Raw genomic sequence first — 18,198 nt, forward strand, 5'->3', positions numbered from 1 at the left:
CGAAGAGGTGAAGGTTCATGACCCCATTCACGCGAAGACAACTCCTGGGCGCAGGACTGGGTACGGCAGCCATGGGGCTGCTGGCCGGTTGCGCGACTCCCGGGATGCAGTCCGTCAACAGCGCCCCCACCATTGCCACCGCCGGCGAGCCCGTGCGGCTGACCTACTGGGCGTGGTTGAAGGATTTCCAGAACGTTGCCGATATCTGGAACGCGAAGAACCCCAATATCCAAGTGGATGTTGTGTGGATCCCCGGCGGTAATGCCGGTGGCTACCAGAAGCTCTACTCGGCTCTTGCCGCTGGTGGCGGGCCCGACCTGGCTCAGGTGGAACTGCGGTCCCTCCCTGAGTTCCTGCTGGTGAACGGCCTGGTGGACGTGTCCCGCTACGGCGCCAACGACCACGCCCACTTGTACGACCCCACGCTGTGGAAGCAGGTCAGTTACACCGGCGGCGTCTACGGACTGCCCCAGGACTCCGGCCCCATGGCCATGTTCTACCAGCCGGAAATCCTGAAGAAGGTGGGCGGCACCACCCCGCGCACGTGGGATGACTGGGCCGTCCTGGCCAAGGAGCTCCGCTCCGTGGACACCTATCTGGATTGCTTCCCCATCAGCGACGCCTCCCCCTTCGCGTCCTTCGCAGGACAGGCCGGCGCAACCTGGCTTCGACCGGAAGAGGACGGCTGGGTCATCAACATGACCGACGACGCCACGCTCAACACTGCACGCTTCTTCGACAAAGCGATCGACGACGACCTCGTCACCACCGCCTATGGTGCTTTCACTCCGGCATGGTTCGCTGCCGCGGGCAAGGGTGGCATCGCGTCCACCGTCACCGGCAGTTGGGGTGATGCCCTCATTGAGGGAGTCAGCGGCTCCGAAGGCAAGTGGCGCGTAGCTCCCATGCCCACATGGGGGAACACCGGATTCGGTTCCAGCTACCTCGGCGGTTCAACGGCCGCAGTGCTCGCCAACAGCAAACATCCCAAGGAAGCCTTGGAGTTTGCCGTCTGGCTGACCACGTCAAAAGAGGGAATCGACGCCGAAATCAAGAACAGCGGCATCGGTTGGTCACCCAACCCCGAGTTCATTGGAACGGACCGGCAACAGCCCTCCGCTTTCTTCGGCGGCCAACGTTACAACGAGGAAGTCTTTGTGAAGGCCACGAAGCAGCAGAACACTGAATGGTCCTGGTGGCCGGTGACACAGCAGTCCTTCAACATCCTCAGCGACGGTTTCCGCAAGAAGGCTTTCGGGACATCCCTGGTGGACTCGATTGCTGCCTCGGAACAGCAGATCATCACCGTTTTCAAGAACAAGGGCCTCACCATCCGGAAGGAAACGGCATGACCACCACATCAACAGCACCGGTTGGGAAGCGAACGGCCGCAACCTCCCGCAGCAGTAAGCGGACGGGTGCTGCCGCACGCGCACCGTGGCTCCTGCTGGCGCCGTTCCTGGCTCTCTTTGTCCTCACGTTCCTACTGCCCATCGTTGTGGCCATCGTTTCCAGCTTCACCAAGGTGACCCGGAGCGGGCTCTTTGGCGAGGCCGGTGTGACCAGTGAGTTTGCCGGTTTCAGCAACTACGCCCAAGCCTTGGCAGACGGCAGCTTTGTGGCGTCCATCGGCCGGATGCTGCTCTTTGGCATCGTCCAGGTCCCGGTGATGATTGTCCTGTGCACGGTCCTGGCCTTGATGCTGGAATCGGCATCCGCCAAGTGGCCCGGCTTCTTCCGCGCCGCTTACTTTCTGCCCTACGGCGTTCCCGGCGTGATCGCCACCATCCTGTGGTCCTTCCTGTACGTGCCCGGGCTCAGCCCGCTCTTTGACGCAGCCAAGCTCGTGGGCCTGACCCCCGATTTCCTGGGCGCCAACAGTGTCCTGTGGTCCATCGCCAACATCGTCACGTGGAGCTACACCGGCTACAACATGCTCATCATCGTGGCGCAGCTCAAAGCCATTCCGGTGGAACTCTACGAGGCAGCCAAAGTGGATGGTGCCTCCACATGGCGCGTTGCCCGGAGCATCCAACTCCCCTTGATCCGCCCCGCACTGATGCTCACCACGGTGTTCTCGATCATCGGAACGCTGCAACTGTTCGCTGAAGCGCAGGTCCTGAAGACCGTTGCTCCAGCCATCGACAGCCAGTACACGCCCAACCTCAGCGCTTACACCACAGCATTCGCCTATAACGACTACAACGTCGCCGCAGCCCAGTCAGTCATCATCGCAGTGGCCGCCTTCGTCCTTTCCTTCGCCTTCCTGGCGCTTACGAACAGGAAGTCATCATGACCACTACAGCCACCAAGCAGCCCACCGCACCTGTCCGCAGCAAGGCGTCCGCAGGGCCGGACCGCTCAGCAGGACGACGCCGGTCCTCCACCATCATCGTCACCGCACTTCTGGTGGTGGTTGCCCTCTACTTCCTGATTCCCGTGTATTGGGTCCTCGTGGCCTCCACCAAGTCCACGTCGGATCTTTTCTCCACGAATGGCTTCTGGTTCGCCCCCACGTTCTCCTTGTGGGAGAACATCAGCCGCGTCCTGAGCTACGACAACGGCATCTTTGGCCGTTGGTTCCTGAACTCCGCGATCTACGCCGGAGTCGGCGCGCTCCTGGCCACCTACTTCGCGGCGGCGGGCGGCTATGCCTTGGCAAAGTACCAGTTCAAGGGACGCAACCTGGTGTTCGGCACCATCCTGGGCGGCGTCCTGGTTCCGGGTACAGCCACTGCCCTCCCGTTGTTCCTGCTGTTCAGCCAGATGGGCCTCGCCAACACCTACTGGAGCGTCCTGCTGCCGTCCTTGGTGTCCCCGTTCGGGCTGTTCCTTTGCCGTATCTACGCGCAGGCCACCGTGGATACCTCGCTGATTGAAGCCGCACGGATCGACGGCGCGGGCGAGCTGCGCATCTTCCACACCATTGGGCTCAAGGTGCTCACTCCGGCGCTGGTGACCGTGTTCTTGTTCCAACTGGTTGGTATCTGGAACAACTACTTCCTGCCCTTGGTCATGTTGTCCGATTCCGAGCTGTACCCCATCACGCTGGGGTTGAACAACTGGCTCAGCCAGGTTGACCGTTTGCCCGAATTCTACGAATTGACCACGGGCGGTGTGTTGCTGTCCATCATTCCGCTCAGCATCGCCATGGTTGTCCTGCAGCGCTTCTGGCGCGGTGGGCTGACAGAAGGAGCCGTTAAGTAATGACCTCCAGCTACATCACGGATACCGGCCCGGGATCGGGCGCAAGACTTCCTGCCCGATCCTGGCTGCACACCGATGCGCCTACCCTGTCCCTGAACGGGACGTGGCGTTTCCGCCTGCTGCCGGGCGCTCCAGGCACACCCGGAGGCCGGGGTGTCCTCCCCGCGGGCGAGCCCACTGAAGGCGTGGCCAAGGAAGATCTGGATGATTCAGGGTGGGACCAGATCCCGGTTCCCGCCCACTGGGTCCTGGAAGGCGATGGCCACTACGGCCGGCCCATCTACACCAACGTGCAGTTTCCCTTCCCCACCGATGCACCCCATGTTCCGGATGAGAATCCCACCGGGGATTACCGCCGAAGCTTCGAGCTGCCCGCTGACTGGAAGGACGCCGAACGCCTGGTCCTGAGGTTCGACGGCGTCGAATCCCGGTACAAGGTCTGGCTTAACGGCCGTGAAATCGGTGTGGGTACCGGCAGCCGGCTGGCCCAGGAATTCGACGTCACCGAGGCAGCACGCCCCGGACACAACGTCCTGGCTGTGCGGGTCCATCAGTGGTCGGCTTCAAGCTACGTGGAGGACCAGGACCAGTGGTGGATGCCGGGCATCTTCCGCGACGTCACGCTCCAGGCCCGCCCCGCCCAGGGCATCGACGACGTCTGGTTGCGGACGTCCTTCGCCAACAACGCGGGCGTCATCGATCCCCAAATCACGGCTGACAACGCCTCCTACCCGGTGCGGCTGTCCGTACCCGAACTGGACGTCGACGTCGTCTGGAACTCCCCTGCCGACGTCGCCCCGGTGGCGATCGCCGCCGTCGAGCCCTGGTCCGCAGAGGTTCCGCGCCTGTACAACGCCACCGTGTCCAGCGATGGGGAGAGCATTTCGCTGCGCCTGGGATTCCGGACCGTGGAGATCAGGGGCGACCGGTTCCTGGTGAACGGCAAGCGGGTGGTGTTCCATGGCGTCAACAGGCATGAGACCCACCCTGACCGCGGCCGCGTGTTTGACGAGGACTTCGCCCGCCAGGACCTTGCCTTGATGAAGAAGTTCAACGTCAACGCCATCCGCACCAGCCACTACCCGCCCCATCCCCGCCTGCTGGACATCGCTGACGAGATGGGCTTCTGGGTGATCCTCGAATGCGATCTTGAGACCCATGGCTTTGAACGGCACGGCTGGGTGGGCAACCCCAGCGATGATCCCGCGTGGCGAGAAGCGTACGTGGACCGCATGGAACGGACCGTGGAGCGGGACAAGAACCACCCCTCGATCGTCATGTGGTCCCTGGGCAACGAGTCGGGCAGCGGCTCCAACCTGGCTGCGATGTCCGCATGGACGCATGCCCGGGACACTGGCCGCCCCGTCCACTACGAAGGCGACTACACCGGCGCTTACACCGACGTCTATTCCCGGATGTACTCCTCCGTGCCGGAAACCGAAGCGATCGGCCGGGACGACTCCGGTTCGTTGCTTTTGGGGTGTTCCGCAGCGGAGTCCGCGCGCCAGCGGACCAAACCGTTCATCCTCTGCGAATACGTCCATGCCATGGGCAACGGACCAGGTGCGATCGACCAGTACGAGGACCTGGTGGACCGCTACCCGAGGCTGCATGGCGGCTTTGTGTGGGAGTGGCGGGACCACGGCATCCGCACCACGGACACCAACGGCGAGGAGTTCTTTGCCTACGGCGGGGACTTCGGCGAGGTGGTCCACGACGGCAACTTCGTGATGGACGGCATGGTCCTTTCCGATTCCACCCCCAGCCCCGGACTCTTCGAGTACAAGCAGATCGTCGCTCCCCTGCGCTTGGGCTTCAGCACGGAAACGCACGACGCCGGGACGCGCCGTTCCGTCTCCGTATCCAACCTGCGGCACACGGCTGATGCGTCCGACGTCGTCCTGCGCTGGCGCACCGAAGTGGACGGCGAGGTGACCGCGTCCGGTGAGCTCGACGTCGTCGCTCCCTCCGGGGTGCCGCTGGCGGCTGGTGCCTCCACAACGATCGAACTGACGGACCTTGATGCGGGGGTTGCAGCGGGAGAGCACTGGCTCACTGTGGAAGCGGTCCTGCGCAAGGACACAGCCTGGGCTGAGAGGGGCCATGTCATCTCATTCGCCCAGTTGGACCTGACCCACACCCGTCAATCTGTGGCCGCACCCCGCCCGTTGTCCTCCGCGATGCGGGCAGGCGAGAACCTGGAAGGTGACGTGGCATTGGGCCAGGCACGGTTTGAGGAGGGCCGCTTAGTTTCCCTGGCGGGCCTCCCGGTGTCCGGCCCGCGGCTGGAACTGTGGCGCGCACCCACGGACAACGATCGCGGTGCGGGCCGCGGCAGTTACGACCTTGCCGATCCGTGGCTGAACAACGGCGACGGCGTTGCTGCACCTTCCCTGGAAAAAGTGTGGCGCGATGCCGGGTTGGACAGGTTGACGGCCAGGGTGGAGAAGGTCACGGCCAGCGGATCGGGTGTGGCCGTACGAACACGCTATGCTGCGGCCGACGTCGCCCACTGGGTCACTGTGGAGGAGGACTGGCAACTGCTGGACGGCGAGCTCTTCCTGCGCGTGGACATTGTGCCCAGCGCCGGATGGGACATCATCTGGCCCCGCGTCGGTGTCCGCTTTGACCTGCCGGCATCCGTGGACGGTGCTTCCTGGTTTGGAGCCGGTCCGCGTGAGTCCTACCCGGACAGCATGCATGCCACACAGATGGGACGCTTCTCAGCGGGAATCGATGACCTCGCGGTGACGTACGCGAAGCCGCAGGAAACCGGGCACCGCAGCAACGTCCGCTCGCTGGAACTGGGTAACTCTGGGAATCCTTGGCTGGAGATCACGGCCATTCCGGACTCCCGGGACAGGCTGCCGGGGTTCACCCTCACGCGGCACACTGCACAGGAGGTCTCCGGAGCGGCGCATCCGCATGAGTTGCCAGCAAGCCGGGGCAGCTATTTGTACCTGGACGCTGCCCAGCATGGTTTGGGGTCCAGGGCCTGCGGTCCGGACGTCTGGCCGCAGTACGCCTTGCGTCCTGATGCCCGGACCATGACGTTCCGGATCACTGAAGCGGGCTAGATTCCCCCGTTGCGGGGCCTGCTCTGCGCGCTCTCGGGCTCCCGAAGGGCGCAGAGCGGGCCCCACAACACCACCCCACTGCGTTGTGGGGCCCGTTTTGCGCGATTCAACCCGGGAATACCACGCAGAGCGGGCCCCGCAACAGGGCCCGAGGAACCCGTATTAGGCAGCCGCCACGGGTTCCTTCTTTACGGCGTCCTTGCGGATGGTGGCACTGATGACCGCGGCCACCGTGCACATGGCGGCCGCACCCAGCCAGGCGTAGTTGTAGTGCCCGGTGGCATCGCGGATGAACCCGGCAAGGAGTGCGGCCACGGCAGCACCCAGTTGGTGGGCCGCGAAGACCCAGCCGAATACTACAGACCCGTCGGCACCGAAGACCGAGCGGCAAATTGCTGCAGTGGGAGGCACAGTGGCCACCCAATCGAGCCCGTAGACCACCACGAAAATGATCATGCTCGGCTCCACCGACGAGCCCAGCAACAGCGGCAGCACCAACAGACCGATCCCCCTGAACTGGTAATACACAGCCAGCAACACCTTGGGGTTGAACCGGTCCGTCAACCACCCCGACGCGATGGTCCCCACGATGTCGAAGATCCCGACGACGGCCAGCAAACCCGCCGCTGTGGTTTCAGGCATGCCGTGATCGTGGGCAGACGGAATGAAGTGCGTACCGATCAGTCCGTTGGTGGTGGCCCCACAAATCGCGAAACCCGCTGCCAAGGCCCAGAATGTGCGGACTTTACTCGCGCGTTTGAGCACCTGCAGGGCACGAACCGCTGCGTTGGGGGAATCCCCGGCCCCTGGCAAAGGAACCACAGCGGCGGGCTTGACTGGCGGCCTCGCCGTTGTTCCGGCGTCGGCCGCGCGGGGGTTGGGTACGTCGGCACCATACGGCAACACCCCGACGTCGGCGGGTGAGTTCCGTAGCCAGCGCAGCACCAGCGGAACCACTGCGAGCGCGCCCGCTGCAATGAGCAAGGATGCTCCGCGCCAGCCCGGGTTCTGGGCGAGCGCTGCGATGAAGGGCAGGAAGACCAGTTGGCCGGCTGCGCTGCCGGCGGTGAGGATGCCGATCACCAGGCCACGGCTCTTGGCGAACCACGTGTTGGCGATGGTCGCGGCGAAAACCAAAGCCATGGAACCTGTGCCCAGGCCGATCAGCAGCCCCCAGGTGAGCAGGATCTGCCACGACTGGTTGACGAAGACTGTCAGTGCCGAGCCGAGCCCGATCAGGCAGAGAGCCAAGGAGGTGACCTTGCGGATGCCGAAGCGCTCCATCAGCGCCGCCGCGAACGGGGCCGTCAGCCCGAACAGGACCAGGTTGATACTCACGGCCAGGGACAGCACCGTAGTGGACCAGCCAAACTCCTCCTGCAGCGGCACCATCAGCACGCCCGGTGCCGCACGGAACCCTGCCGCTCCCACCAGGGCCAGGAAGGCAACTGCTGCCACGATCCAGGCAGGGTGGAGGCGCCGGTTCTTGCGGGTTTTGCCGCTGGGGGCCTTGGTGTCGTCGGGCGGTGTGCTTGTGACTTCGGCGGTCATGCGGGGATCTCCGTCTCAGTCGGTGCGGCTTCACGCGGTGCGATAGCCAGTGGGACTGGGTGCTCGCTGCGTTTGAAACTGTGCCAGCTGGTGTTGGCTGCGGTGAGCCGGGCGCCGCAGTTGGTGCAGGTATCCGCGGACATGGTGGCTTGCCCGCAGTCGGTGTGGATGACCTTCATATGGGACACCTCATTGGGGGCGTCCAAGTGTTTCTCGGCCCAGATGATGATGGCGTTGAGCACGGGCAGCGCATCCTCTCCTTTGGGGGTGAGGACGTATTCCTGGCGCGTGCGGGCACCGTCCTGGTAGGGACGGTGAGCGAGTAGCCCGGCGTCGAGAAGCCATCCGAGGCGTTTGCTGAGGACGGCATCGGCTACTTCGAGGCGTTGTTTAATGGCGTCGAATCGGCCGTTGCCGAAGAAGATCTCTCGAAGGACCAGGCTCCCCCAAGGGTCGCCAAGGACATCCAGGCCGCGGGCAAGGCTGCACGTGCGGGCAGACCAGTCGGAACGAAGAGGCATGCGCACAAAAGTAGCTGACTTCTCTAAAGAAAGCTAGGTGTTGCGGAGGATCCCCTTCGTCCGCGGACTACGGCGGGCGCAGCGAACAGGCGCCGGATACGAGCGGCACAACGACACCCCCGCCGGTTTGCCTCAGTTTCATCAGAGGTTCACTCTCCATGCCTACGCTGGCCCAGTCGACTCAGACCACGAAAGGCACCCCTGAATGTCCACGAATACCCCGGAAATGATGAATCGTTCAACCGCAGAAAGCGCCGCCCCCTCCCGTCGCACCTTCCTCGGCACGGCAGCTGCAGCGACGGCGCTCGCGGCTGCTGGTTCCCTGCTGCCTCCATCGGTGCAGGCCGCCATGGCTAAGCCAGTCCCGGCGGGAAGCTTGAAGTCCATCAAGCATGTGATTGTCCTGATGCAGGAGAATCGATCCTTCGACCACTATTTCGGCTCGCTGCGCGGTGTCCGCGGGTACGGCGACAAGTCCCTGACCCGCCTGCCCAATGGCAAGTCCATGTTTGAGCAGCCCCGGGCTACCGGTGAAACCGTGTTGCCGTTCTCCCTCCGCAAGGCCGCCGAACTCGCTGGCAGGCCCGGTTCCGACATCCAGTACTTGGGCGACCTGGACCACTCCTTCAACGGGACCACCACGGCGTGGAACAACGGCTGGTGTGACAGGTGGATTCCTGCGAAGAGCGCCTCGACCATGACTTTCTACGAACGCCAGGACATCCCGCTGCAGTACGAACTCGCGGACACCTTCACCATCTGCGATGCCTACCACTGCTCGGTCAACGGCTCCACGAATCCCAACCGCAACTATCTCTGGAGCGGTACCACGGGCAATGAGCCCGGAACCACCCAGCGCGCCGTCACCAATGCGGCTTATAGCTACGATCACGGCGGCTACAGCTGGACCACCTACCCCGAGCGCCTGGAACAGTCGGGAATTTCATGGAAGATCTACCAGGACTGGGACAACTTCACCGACAACGCCGTGGAGTACTTCCAAACGTTCAAGGAGATCGGACGCAAAATTCTCGCATCCGTGGATGGAAACCTCCGGACCACCGAAGAGTTCTACGATCACTTGGCAGGGAAGCCCGCAGCCGAGCAGGACCGCCTCCTTGCCCAACTGGAGCAGGGACGCGCCACCCTCACGGAAGCCGAGAGGTCCCTGTTCGACAAAGCCATGTGGCGGGGACGTCCGGATACTCTCCTGGAACGTCTCGGGGCAGACATCGCAGGCGGCACACTGCCGAAGGTTAGCTGGTTGGTACCGTCCGCAGCCGATTCCGAACACCCCGGTGCATCCACACCGGTGGGCAGCGCCAACTTCGTCTACCGGCTCCTGGACACTGTGGCCAGCAACCCTGACACCTGGGACAGCACCGCCATCTTCCTGAACTTTGACGAGAACGATGGCTACTTCGACCACGTCCCTCCGCCCGTCCAGCCCCGACCAACCTCAGGTGAGTCCACGGACTGGACCACAGCCCGGCCCATCGGCCTGGGACCGCGGGTGCCCATGACCGTTGTTTCCCCTTGGACCGTGGGCGGCTACGTGAGCTCCGAAGTCTTCGATCACACCTCGGTGCTCCGCTTCCTTGAACGCTGGACGGGTGTTGAGGAACCGAACATCTCTCCGTGGCGCCGTGAGATCTGCGGGGACCTGACCGGTGTCTTCAACTTCCATTCCCCCGGCACGCCTCCAACCCTTGAGCACCCCGACGCTGTTCCGACCAAGATCAGCCGCTGGCGCCCGAATCCCCCCGCGGTCCAGGTGGCCCCCCTTCAGGAAACGGGAAGCAGGCCCGCCCGCCCGCTCCCGTACAGGCCTCGGGTTTCCGCTTCGGTGCTAGCCGGCAAGGTCGCGCTGACGCTCGCCAATACCGGGACACGCTCGGCCCACTTCACGGTGTATGGCTACGCGGGCGAAGTCACTGAACCCCGCCACGTGGACGTCCTCGGCCAGCAGAATGTGGACCTGCCCGCCCCTACCAGCACCGTAGACGTCGTCGTCACAGGCCCCAACCGGTACCACTACGAACTGAAGGGCACGACGGCGGGCGCTGCGTCCGGCGTCGACGTCACCGTCAACGGGCGCCGAGGGAAGAGGGATATTGAAGTGGAGCTGCGCAACAACGGCGCAGCAACCGTGACCCTGGCACTGAAGTCACTGCAGTACACGGAGGGCATCGAGACCGTGAAACTGAAGGCGGGGCACACCAGGAAGATCGGTTGGGAGACCTTGAACGGCTGGTACGACCTGGAAGTGACGTCTGCCGAAGACACCACGTTCCGCCGTCGCCTGACCGGCCGTGAGGAAGACGGCAGCGACGGAATCTCCGGCTAACCACTACCAAGAAATCCGGCTCTTGTTCGTCACCCCGCCGCAGAACGGTGAGGAATGCGAACAAGAGCCGGATTCGAAGGACTAGCTGATCTTGGCGAAGGCCTGTTCAAGGTCTGCGATGAGGTCCTCAGCTTCTTCAATGCCGCAGGAGAGGCGAAGGAGGTTGACCGGGACGGCCAGCTCAGTACCCTTCACGGAGGCGTGGGTCATCTCTGACGGATAGTTCATCAGGGACTCGATGCCACCTAGAGATTCGGCCAACGTGAACACGGAGGTGGACTCAGCAACCGTGCGGGCAGCCGCCTCGCCGCCCTTGAACTGCACAGAAACCATGCCGCCGAACTTCTTCATCTGCTTGGCAGCGAGCTGGTGCCCAGGGTGGTCCGGGAGGCCCGGGTAGAGCACGGCTTCCACCTCGGGGCGCTGCAGCAACCATTCAGCCACAGCCTGACCGTTCTCACTGTGACGGTCCATGCGAACACCCAGCGTCTTCAAACCGCGGGTAGTCAGGAAGGCATCCATCGGGCCGGACACCGCGCCCACCGCGAACTGGATGAAACCGATCTTCTCGGCAAGTTCGGCGTCCTTAACCACAATGGCACCGCCCACCACATCGGAGTGGCCGCCGATGTACTTGGTGGTGGAGTGGACCACAACATCGGCGCCCAAGGCCAGCGGAGTCTGCAAGTAGGGGGACGCGAAGGTGTTGTCCACCACCAGGAGGGCACCGGCGTCGTGCGCCACGGCGGCGAGAGCCTCGATGTCCGTGATTTTCATCATCGGGTTGGAGGGCGTCTCCACCCACACCAGGCGCGTCTTGTTGGCAGCAACCGCAGCGGTCACGGCGTCGAGATCAGACATGTCCACCGGGGTGTTGCCGATGCCCCAGTCCCCCAGCACCCGGTTGATCAGGCGATAGGTACCACCGTAGGCGTCGTTGCCCAGCACAATGTGGTCTCCCGGCCGGGCAAGCGCCCGGATCAGTGAATCCTCAGCTGCCAGGCCCGAGCCGAAGGAGAACGCAGCCGTGCCACCTTCAAGTGCAGCGAGCTGCTCCTGCAGGGCGTCACGGGTGGGGTTGCCGCCCCGGCCGTACTCGTATCCTGAGCGGAGGTTGCCGATACCGTCCTGGGCGTACGTGGTGCTGAAGTGCAGCGGGGGCACCACAGCGCCGGTCACTGGTTCGAAAGCCTGTCCTGCGTGGACGGCGCGCGTGTTGAACCCGGCGTTGTTGGTGGCAGACATGGAAGCTCCTCTAGGTTCGTTCATCGGATAGGTTCGTTCAGAAATTGCAGGGGTCAGCTCGCGGCGCTTAATTGCTCAGGTAGGCCAGGAGGTCGTGGCGCGTCAGGATGCCCACGGGCGCTCCGGCGAAGGTCACCATGACGGTATCGACGTCGGACAGCAGCGCACGGGCGGCGGAAATGGTTTCCAGGGATCCGATCACCGGAAGCCGATCACCCATGTGTTCGGAGACCTTGTCCGCCAGCTTCGCTTCACCGCGGAAGAGTTTGCTGGTGAGGCTGCGCTCGTCCACAGCACCCATCACCTCACCCATGACCACGGGCGGCTCCTGGGAGAGCACCGGGATGTGGGAGACGCCAAACTCGTTCATGATGTTGATGACATCGCGGACTGTTTCGTTCGGGTGGATGTGGACCAAATCCGGCATCTCGCCCGTCTTGGATTTGAGCACCTCGCCCACGGAAGCTTCTTCTCCGCCGGAGAGGAAGCCGTAGGAACGCATCCATTGGTCGTTGAAGATCTTGGCGAGGTAGCCACGGCCGGAGTCCGGGAGGATCACCACCACAACGGCCGATTCGTCCAGGTCCTTGGCAGCGTGCAGCGCCGCAACCACGGCCATGCCGGAGGAACCGCCCACCAGGAGGCCTTCCTCTCGGGCGAGACGGCGGGTCATGGAGAAAGAGTCGGCATCAGACACGGCGATCACGTCATCGGGAACGGTGGGATCGTAGTTGCCGGGCCACATGTCCTCGCCCACGCCCTCCACGAAATAGGGTCGACCGGTTCCGCCTGAGTAGACCGAACCTTCCGGGTCCGCGCCGATGACCTTGACCTGGCCGCCGTCGGACTCTGCGCGGTCCGCCGAGACCTGCTTGAGGTACCGTCCCGTACCGGTGATGGTGCCACCGGTGCCCGCACCGATGACCACATGGGTGACCCGGCCGTCGGTGTCCTGCCAGATTTCCGGGCCTGTGGACTCGAAGTGGCTGCCGGGGGCGGCGGGATTGGAGAACTGGTCCGGTTTGAAGGCGCCCGGGATCTCCTTGACCAGGCGGTCGGATACGCCGTAGTAGCTTTGCGGGCTGTCGGGAGCCACGGAGGTGGGCGTCACCACAACGTCGGCGCCGTATGCCTTAAGCACGGCGCGCTTATCCTCGCCCACCTTGTCCGGCACCACGAAAATGCACTTATAGCCCTTTTGCTGGGCTACAAGCGCCAGCCCAACTCCGGTGTTGCCCGACGTCGGCTCAACAATGGTTCCGCCCGGCTTGAGCCGACCATCCTTTTCCGCGTCTTCGATCATCTTCACGGCGATCCGATCCTTGATGGACCCCCCGGGATTGAGGTATTCGAGCTTCACGAGGACGGTGGCTTTGATGCCCTCCGTGACGTGGTTGAGCTTGATGAGCGGCGTATTGCCGATGAGGTCCAACACGGACTGGGCATACTTCATAGATACAAAGTTACCGTCTGGTCGCTGTTGAACCTGACGCGAGGCAGCGAGGGGCTAGGTACCGGCCGAGGTGTCGTTTTGCCAGACACCCAAGATGTTGCCCTCGGTGTCCTTGAAGTAGGCGAACCACCCCATGGCCGGCACTGCATCCTTGGCTTGGACCACGCTGCCGCCTGCTGATTCGATCTGTGCCAATGCGGCGTCGAGATCCTCAACATCGATGGTGAGGATGGGCGTCTTCAGTTCGTTCGTGCGCGGAAACAGCGCCCCGTTGATGGCACCTGGCTCGTTGGGGGCACCGGTCTCCTCATTGGAGGGCGCCGTGATGGCCGCCGTGTACTCCATGCCTTCCATGGGGATCAGGGTCCAGCCGAAGGCACTCTGGTAGAAAGTGTTGGCTCTGTCCTTGTTGTCCGTGGGAATTTCGAAATGCACTATGGCAGCCATGGTTTGCGCTCCTTGTTTGTGGCATTGTTCCTTGGATGCGGCGCGGCCCACCCACGCCACATCAGGGAGTCTAGCGGCGGGTGGTTGCTGGCGTAAGGTGCTCAGGCTGCAGATTGTCAGCCGCTCGTGGGACCATGAAAACATGACCATCGCAGAAGCCCCGCCCCTTGTTGCGGCCGCGGCTGATGCAGCCATCCGGTGGCATCCCGGGGCTTCGTTCCGCTTGGACCAAACCATGTTTCCGCTCATGCGAGGCGCTGCGGATCCTTCCTTTGCAGCACACTCCAGCGGTTTTTGGATGGCCTTCACTACCCCTTCCGGTCCGGCGTCGCTCCGCCTTTCAGGAGGTGGCCTGGGGGCCGGGTGCTTCGTGGATGCCCAGGCTTGGGGACCAGGAGCAGAAGACGCGGTGGCTGCTGTGCCCAGGCTTCTGGGCGCCCAGGACGACTGGTCGGCTTTCGATGAGCCCGGATTCCATGCCACCCTCCCGCGGCTTGTCACAGAATCACGACGCCGGAACCTAGCTCTGCGGCTGCCCTCCACAGGGCGGATGGTGGACGCACTGGTGCCGGCCGTCCTGGAACAAAAAGTCACGTCTTTGGAGGCACGGCGCGGTTACCGGTACTTGATGTACCGCTACGGAACGCCTGCCCCTGGTAAAGCTCCTGCCGGGCTTCTGGTCCCTCCCACCGCCAGGCAGTGGCTGGCCGTCCCGTCCTGGGAGTGGCACAAGGCAGGGGTTGGACCACAGCGTTCAGCCACTGTGATGCGGGCGCTGCAGTCCGCCGTCGCCCTTGAACGGCTGGCGGACTTGGACTCGGCCCAGGCCGGCGCCAAACTGCAAACCATACCGGGCATCGGAATCTGGACTGCTGCCGAAGTGGTCCAACGCACCCACGGCTGCCCGGACTCAATCTCCGTGGGCGATTACCATTTGGCCGCTTACGTGGGGTACGCCTTGACGGGTCAAAAGACCGACGACGCGGGCATGATCGAGCTGCTGGAGCCGTGGCGTGGCCAGAGGCAGCGGCTGGTGCGGATGCTTTATCTCAGTGGCTTCCGCAAGCCCACTTTCGGTCCTCGAATGACGGTCCAGGATCACCGCCGCCACTGACTCTTTAAAGCAACGCGGGGTCACTTATGGCCCCCTTTAAGGCGCTGAAAGGGCCATAAGTGACCCCGCGTTTGCTTATGCGGCGCGCAGTTTCGCTTTCTTGATTCTCCCGATCGCTCGGGCAAATCCATCAGCCAGGTCGTCTGCGTTGAACTTGAAATAGCTCCAACCGGCGCTGAGAAACGCCTCATCCCGCCGATTGTCCCGCGACTGTTGCTGTCTCGTCAGGTGATGGGCGCCGTCGTACTGGATAGCTATACGGTAGCGCCGGTATCCAAGATCCGCTGTCGGAGACCAAGGGTCTTCGGGATTCAACTGCACTTGTAATTCCGGTTCGGGGAGCCCGGCATCGCACATTGCCAACCGTAAGAAGGTTTCAGGGTACGAGTCAGCCCCAACGCGCATCTCATCTAAAGCAAGGCGGGCTTTCTCCACGCCCTGAAGGTTGGGGTGCTGACGGATCAATAGCCTAAGACCGGACGGGTAGGCGTATGGCTCAACACGTAACTCCAAAGCTGGCCTGGGCTTGCGGATCAGTTGGTCGCCCATGGCGATCACGTACGGAAGTGGCAGTGACTTCGCCAAATCCAGCCAGGTGCGTGGACGCACAGAAATCGGGATGCCGTCGAAGTCCATGACTTCCCCTGGAATGACGTGAACCCTGTGCCCCGTGACGCCTTCCCTGCGGACACACGGCAGATGGCGTGGCTTGCTCAGATGAACAGTTTGCTGGTCCGCCATCCACGGTGGGAGGCCCAACCCCGTCAGGAGAGCGGCCGTTTGGTGTGATACCCAGGCGGAGGGTGTGGCTGCTGTAAGTATTCGTGCCCGTTCACCCAGTTCCAGGTCGCGTGCTCTTGGCACATAGATCAGCCGGCCACCGGTTTCCAGGTCATTAGCCCTCAGACGCTTTCGCGGCACGCCCTCAGCGCGGGATTCGTAGATGGTGAATGGCCTGTTCTCGAGCCCTTCCGGCAACGATGTGTAACGAACCATGCACTCAAGTGTGCAGGTAAAACGTGTGCTGCCCGGAGTTATCCACAGGTCAGCCGGCAGTCTGAGCAACGCGGGGTCACTTATGGCCCCCTCAGCCGCGTTTAGGGGGCCATAAGTGACCCCGCGTTGCTTTAGAGGTGCAGCCGGGTCACTGCGTCTTGCCGCATATCCACCTTCCGCACTTTGCCCGAGACCGTCATGGGGAACTGCTCGCGGATATCGACGTAGCGCGGAATCTTGTAGTGGGCCAGCTTGCCCCTGCAGTAGTCAGCCAGATCCTCGGCGGTCAGGGAAGGTGCGCCCGCCTTGAGGATGATGCAGGCCATCAGCTCTTCGCCGTACTTTTCGTCCGGAACCCCAATGACCTGCACGTCCTGGATGGATGGGTGAAGGTACAGGAATTCCTCGATCTCCCGCGGGTAGATATTCTCGCCGCCGCGGATCACCATGTCTTTGATCCGGCCCTCGATCACCAGGTACCCGTCCGCCTCCATGCGGGCAAGGTCACCGGTGTGCATCCAGCCCTCAGCGTCCACTGCCTCAGCGGTTTTGTCCGGCTGGCCCCAGTAGCCCTGCATCACCGAGTAACCCCGCGTGCAGAGCTCGCCGATCACACCACGCTCCACTACTTCCCCCGAACCCGGATCAATGATGCGGCTCTCCAAGTGCGGCATTGTCCTGCCCACCGTGCCGGTCCGCTGCTCCAAGGTGTCGCCAGCCCGGGTCATGGTGGACACAGGCGAAGTTTCTGTCATGCCGTAGCAAATGGCCACGTCAACCATGTGCATCTCATCGATCACCCGGCGCATCACCTCTATGGGACACAAAGAGCCCGCCATCACCCCTGTCCTGAGTGTGGAGAGGTCATAGGAGGTGAAGTCCTCCAGCGCGAGCTCGGCAATGAACATGGTGGGCACCCCGTACAGGGACGTCCCACCAAAATCCTGCACCGCTTCCAACGCCGCCGAGGCACTGAACCCACGGCCCGGAATGATGGTGGCCGCACCGAAACTCAGCGCATTCAGGTTTCCGATCACCATGCCGAAGCAGTGATAGAACGGCACGGGAATCACCACCCGGTCGCGCTCGGTGTAGTTCAGGAGCCGGCCGATCGAGTGCCCGTTATTGAGGATGTTGTGATGCGTCAGGGTGGCACCCTTTGGGAAACCTGTGGTCCCTGAGGTGTACTGCAGGTTGATGGGATCGTGCGGGTCCAGTTCCGCCATGCGGTCCCGTAACGCTGAAGGCCCGACGCCGTCCGCCCGGGTCAGGAGTTCGCCGTACGTGAGTTCGTGGTTGGCTTCCGGGACGCCCACGGTGAGTCCCGATTCCGGCGCCCCCGGAAGGAAGACGATCTCCCGGAGATCGGAACAGTTACTGGCGGCATCCCTGGCCATGCCAACGTAATCGCTGTTCTTATCCGAAGGCGCGGTTACCAGCATCCGCATACCATTCTGTTTCACCACGAACTCCAGCTCGTGGCTCCGGTAGGCCGGGTTCACGTTCACCAGCACCGCACCGATCTTGGCCGTGGCGTACTGAAGGATGGTCCACTCAGCGCAATTGGGGCTCCAAATGCCTATTCTTTCGCCTTTGCTCACGCCCATGGCGAGCAGCGCGCGGGCGAGGTGATCGACGTCGTCGTTCAGCTTTTGGTAGCTCCACCGGCGGGCGTCACCACCTGGTGCGGCAGCGGCCTCGATCAGCGCATCCCGCAAGGGGAACTGCGCAGCGATGCGCTCAAAATTGGCACCAATGGTCTCTTCAAGCAGCGGGACGTCAGTGTCTCCGGCGGTGTAGGACAACATGACGGAACGCTACCAAGGGACTGCCCGCAACAGAACCGTAACCACCTCCAGCGGGGTCGTGTCCTGCCGGTAGTGTTGGAACCATGAGTGCACCCATTGACCTGCAGGCCACGTTCATCCCCAACGACGGCGAATTTTTCCGTGTGAAACTCGCCCTGGAAATCGCGATCGACGAGGTGGTCAACGAGCCCGGCTGCATCCGTTACGAACTGACCGAAGCTACCGAGGAAAAGCTTGTCCTGACCGAGCGGTGGGAATCCGAGGAGCTCTTGGAGAAGCACTCCAAGGGCATCGCCGTCCAGGACTTGAACGAGTCCCTCAGCGCCCTGCTGGCCGAGCCCGTCAAGCTCGAGCGGCTCTAGCCACCATTATTCAGCGGAACCGCGGGAAGACTGCGAGGACGCCTTAAACACATCGAGGTCGCCGGAATTT

The 18,198-nt window shown here is 63.1% G+C and carries 14 protein-coding genes; 7 read left to right on the forward strand and 7 right to left on the reverse strand.

All coding sequences use genetic code 11. The features are described 5' to 3' along the window. The first annotated feature begins 17 nt into the window (after positions 1–17). Genes AR689_RS21020 through AR689_RS21035 form a run of 4 tightly spaced genes read left to right on the forward strand, consistent with a single transcriptional unit; the run spans position 18 to position 6,284 of the window. The gene (locus AR689_RS21020) at positions 18–1,352 is read left to right on the forward strand and encodes an ABC transporter substrate-binding protein (RefSeq protein WP_062073294.1); all 1,335 of its coding nucleotides are present in this window, start codon (positions 18–20) and stop codon (positions 1,350–1,352) included. Further along, positions 1,349–2,296 carry a carbohydrate ABC transporter permease gene (locus AR689_RS21025; protein WP_062073296.1) on the forward strand — a complete coding sequence of 316 codons (948 nt, stop codon included), beginning with the start codon at positions 1,349–1,351 and terminating at the stop codon, positions 2,294–2,296. Before AR689_RS21020 ends, AR689_RS21025 begins: the two co-directional genes overlap by 4 nt. Then, positions 2,293–3,207, forward strand: coding sequence for a carbohydrate ABC transporter permease (locus AR689_RS21030; protein WP_062073297.1), 915 nt, complete (start codon positions 2,293–2,295; stop codon positions 3,205–3,207). The genes AR689_RS21025 and AR689_RS21030 overlap by 4 nt, the downstream gene beginning before the upstream one ends. Further along, positions 3,207–6,284: a glycoside hydrolase family 2 TIM barrel-domain containing protein gene (locus tag AR689_RS21035; protein WP_062073299.1), complete on the forward strand. Its 3,078-nt coding sequence runs from the start codon at positions 3,207–3,209 to the stop codon at positions 6,282–6,284. Before AR689_RS21030 ends, AR689_RS21035 begins: the two co-directional genes overlap by 1 nt. Before the next feature lie 162 nt (positions 6,285–6,446). On the opposite strand, the gene AR689_RS21040 is transcribed toward AR689_RS21035, so the two are convergent. Both AR689_RS21040 and AR689_RS21045 read right to left on the reverse strand, forming a co-directional pair. After that, the gene (locus tag AR689_RS21040) at positions 6,447–7,835 is read right to left on the reverse strand and encodes an MFS transporter (protein WP_062073301.1); all 1,389 of its coding nucleotides are present in this window, start codon (positions 7,833–7,835) and stop codon (positions 6,447–6,449) included. Next, a complete protein-coding gene (locus tag AR689_RS21045; protein ID WP_062073302.1) occupies positions 7,832–8,356 on the reverse strand; it encodes a winged helix-turn-helix transcriptional regulator in 525 nt (174 codons plus the stop codon). Before AR689_RS21045 ends, AR689_RS21040 begins: the two co-directional genes overlap by 4 nt. Before the next feature lie 205 nt (positions 8,357–8,561). Between AR689_RS21045 and AR689_RS21050 the strand changes: the two genes are divergently transcribed. After that, entirely contained in the window at positions 8,562–10,703 is a 2,142-nt protein-coding gene (locus tag AR689_RS21050; protein ID WP_062073304.1) for a phosphocholine-specific phospholipase C, read from the forward strand. A gap of 81 nt (positions 10,704–10,784) precedes the next feature. Here AR689_RS21050 and AR689_RS21055 read toward each other — a convergent pair whose 3' ends face one another. The 3 genes from AR689_RS21055 to AR689_RS21065 all read right to left on the reverse strand — a co-directional run bounded on the left by AR689_RS21055 (position 10,785) and on the right by AR689_RS21065 (position 13,848). After that, entirely contained in the window at positions 10,785–11,948 is a 1,164-nt protein-coding gene (locus AR689_RS21055; RefSeq protein WP_062073306.1) for a cystathionine gamma-synthase, read from the reverse strand. Between the two features lie 67 nt (positions 11,949–12,015). Next, positions 12,016–13,401, reverse strand: a complete 1,386-nt coding sequence (locus AR689_RS21060) for a cystathionine beta-synthase (RefSeq protein WP_062073308.1) — start codon at positions 13,399–13,401, stop codon at positions 12,016–12,018. 54 nt (positions 13,402–13,455) lie between these two features. Then, positions 13,456–13,848, reverse strand: a complete 393-nt coding sequence (locus AR689_RS21065; protein ID WP_062073310.1) for a VOC family protein — start codon at positions 13,846–13,848, stop codon at positions 13,456–13,458. Positions 13,849–13,990: 142 nt separating this feature from the next. Here AR689_RS21065 and AR689_RS21070 point away from each other — a divergent pair, with 142 nt between their 5' ends. Then, positions 13,991–14,962, forward strand: coding sequence for a DNA-3-methyladenine glycosylase family protein (locus tag AR689_RS21070; RefSeq protein WP_062073312.1), 972 nt, complete (start codon positions 13,991–13,993; stop codon positions 14,960–14,962). 75 nt (positions 14,963–15,037) lie between these two features. Here AR689_RS21070 and AR689_RS23800 read toward each other — a convergent pair whose 3' ends face one another. Next, complete coding sequence (locus tag AR689_RS23800; protein WP_307781434.1) at positions 15,038–15,598, reverse strand: putative endonuclease domain-containing protein; 561 nt, start codon at positions 15,596–15,598, stop codon at positions 15,038–15,040. Positions 15,599–16,089: 491 nt separating this feature from the next. Further along, positions 16,090–17,766, reverse strand: a complete 1,677-nt coding sequence (locus AR689_RS21080; protein WP_062073316.1) for an AMP-binding protein — start codon at positions 17,764–17,766, stop codon at positions 16,090–16,092. Between the two features lie 83 nt (positions 17,767–17,849). Between AR689_RS21080 and AR689_RS21085 the strand changes: the two genes are divergently transcribed. Next, positions 17,850–18,128, forward strand: coding sequence for a putative quinol monooxygenase (locus AR689_RS21085; protein WP_062073318.1), 279 nt, complete (start codon positions 17,850–17,852; stop codon positions 18,126–18,128). The last annotated feature ends 70 nt before the right edge of the window (positions 18,129–18,198 follow it).

This window comes from Arthrobacter sp. EpRS71 (genome assembly GCF_001512285.1).
Lineage (GTDB): Bacteria > Actinomycetota > Actinomycetes > Actinomycetales > Micrococcaceae > Arthrobacter.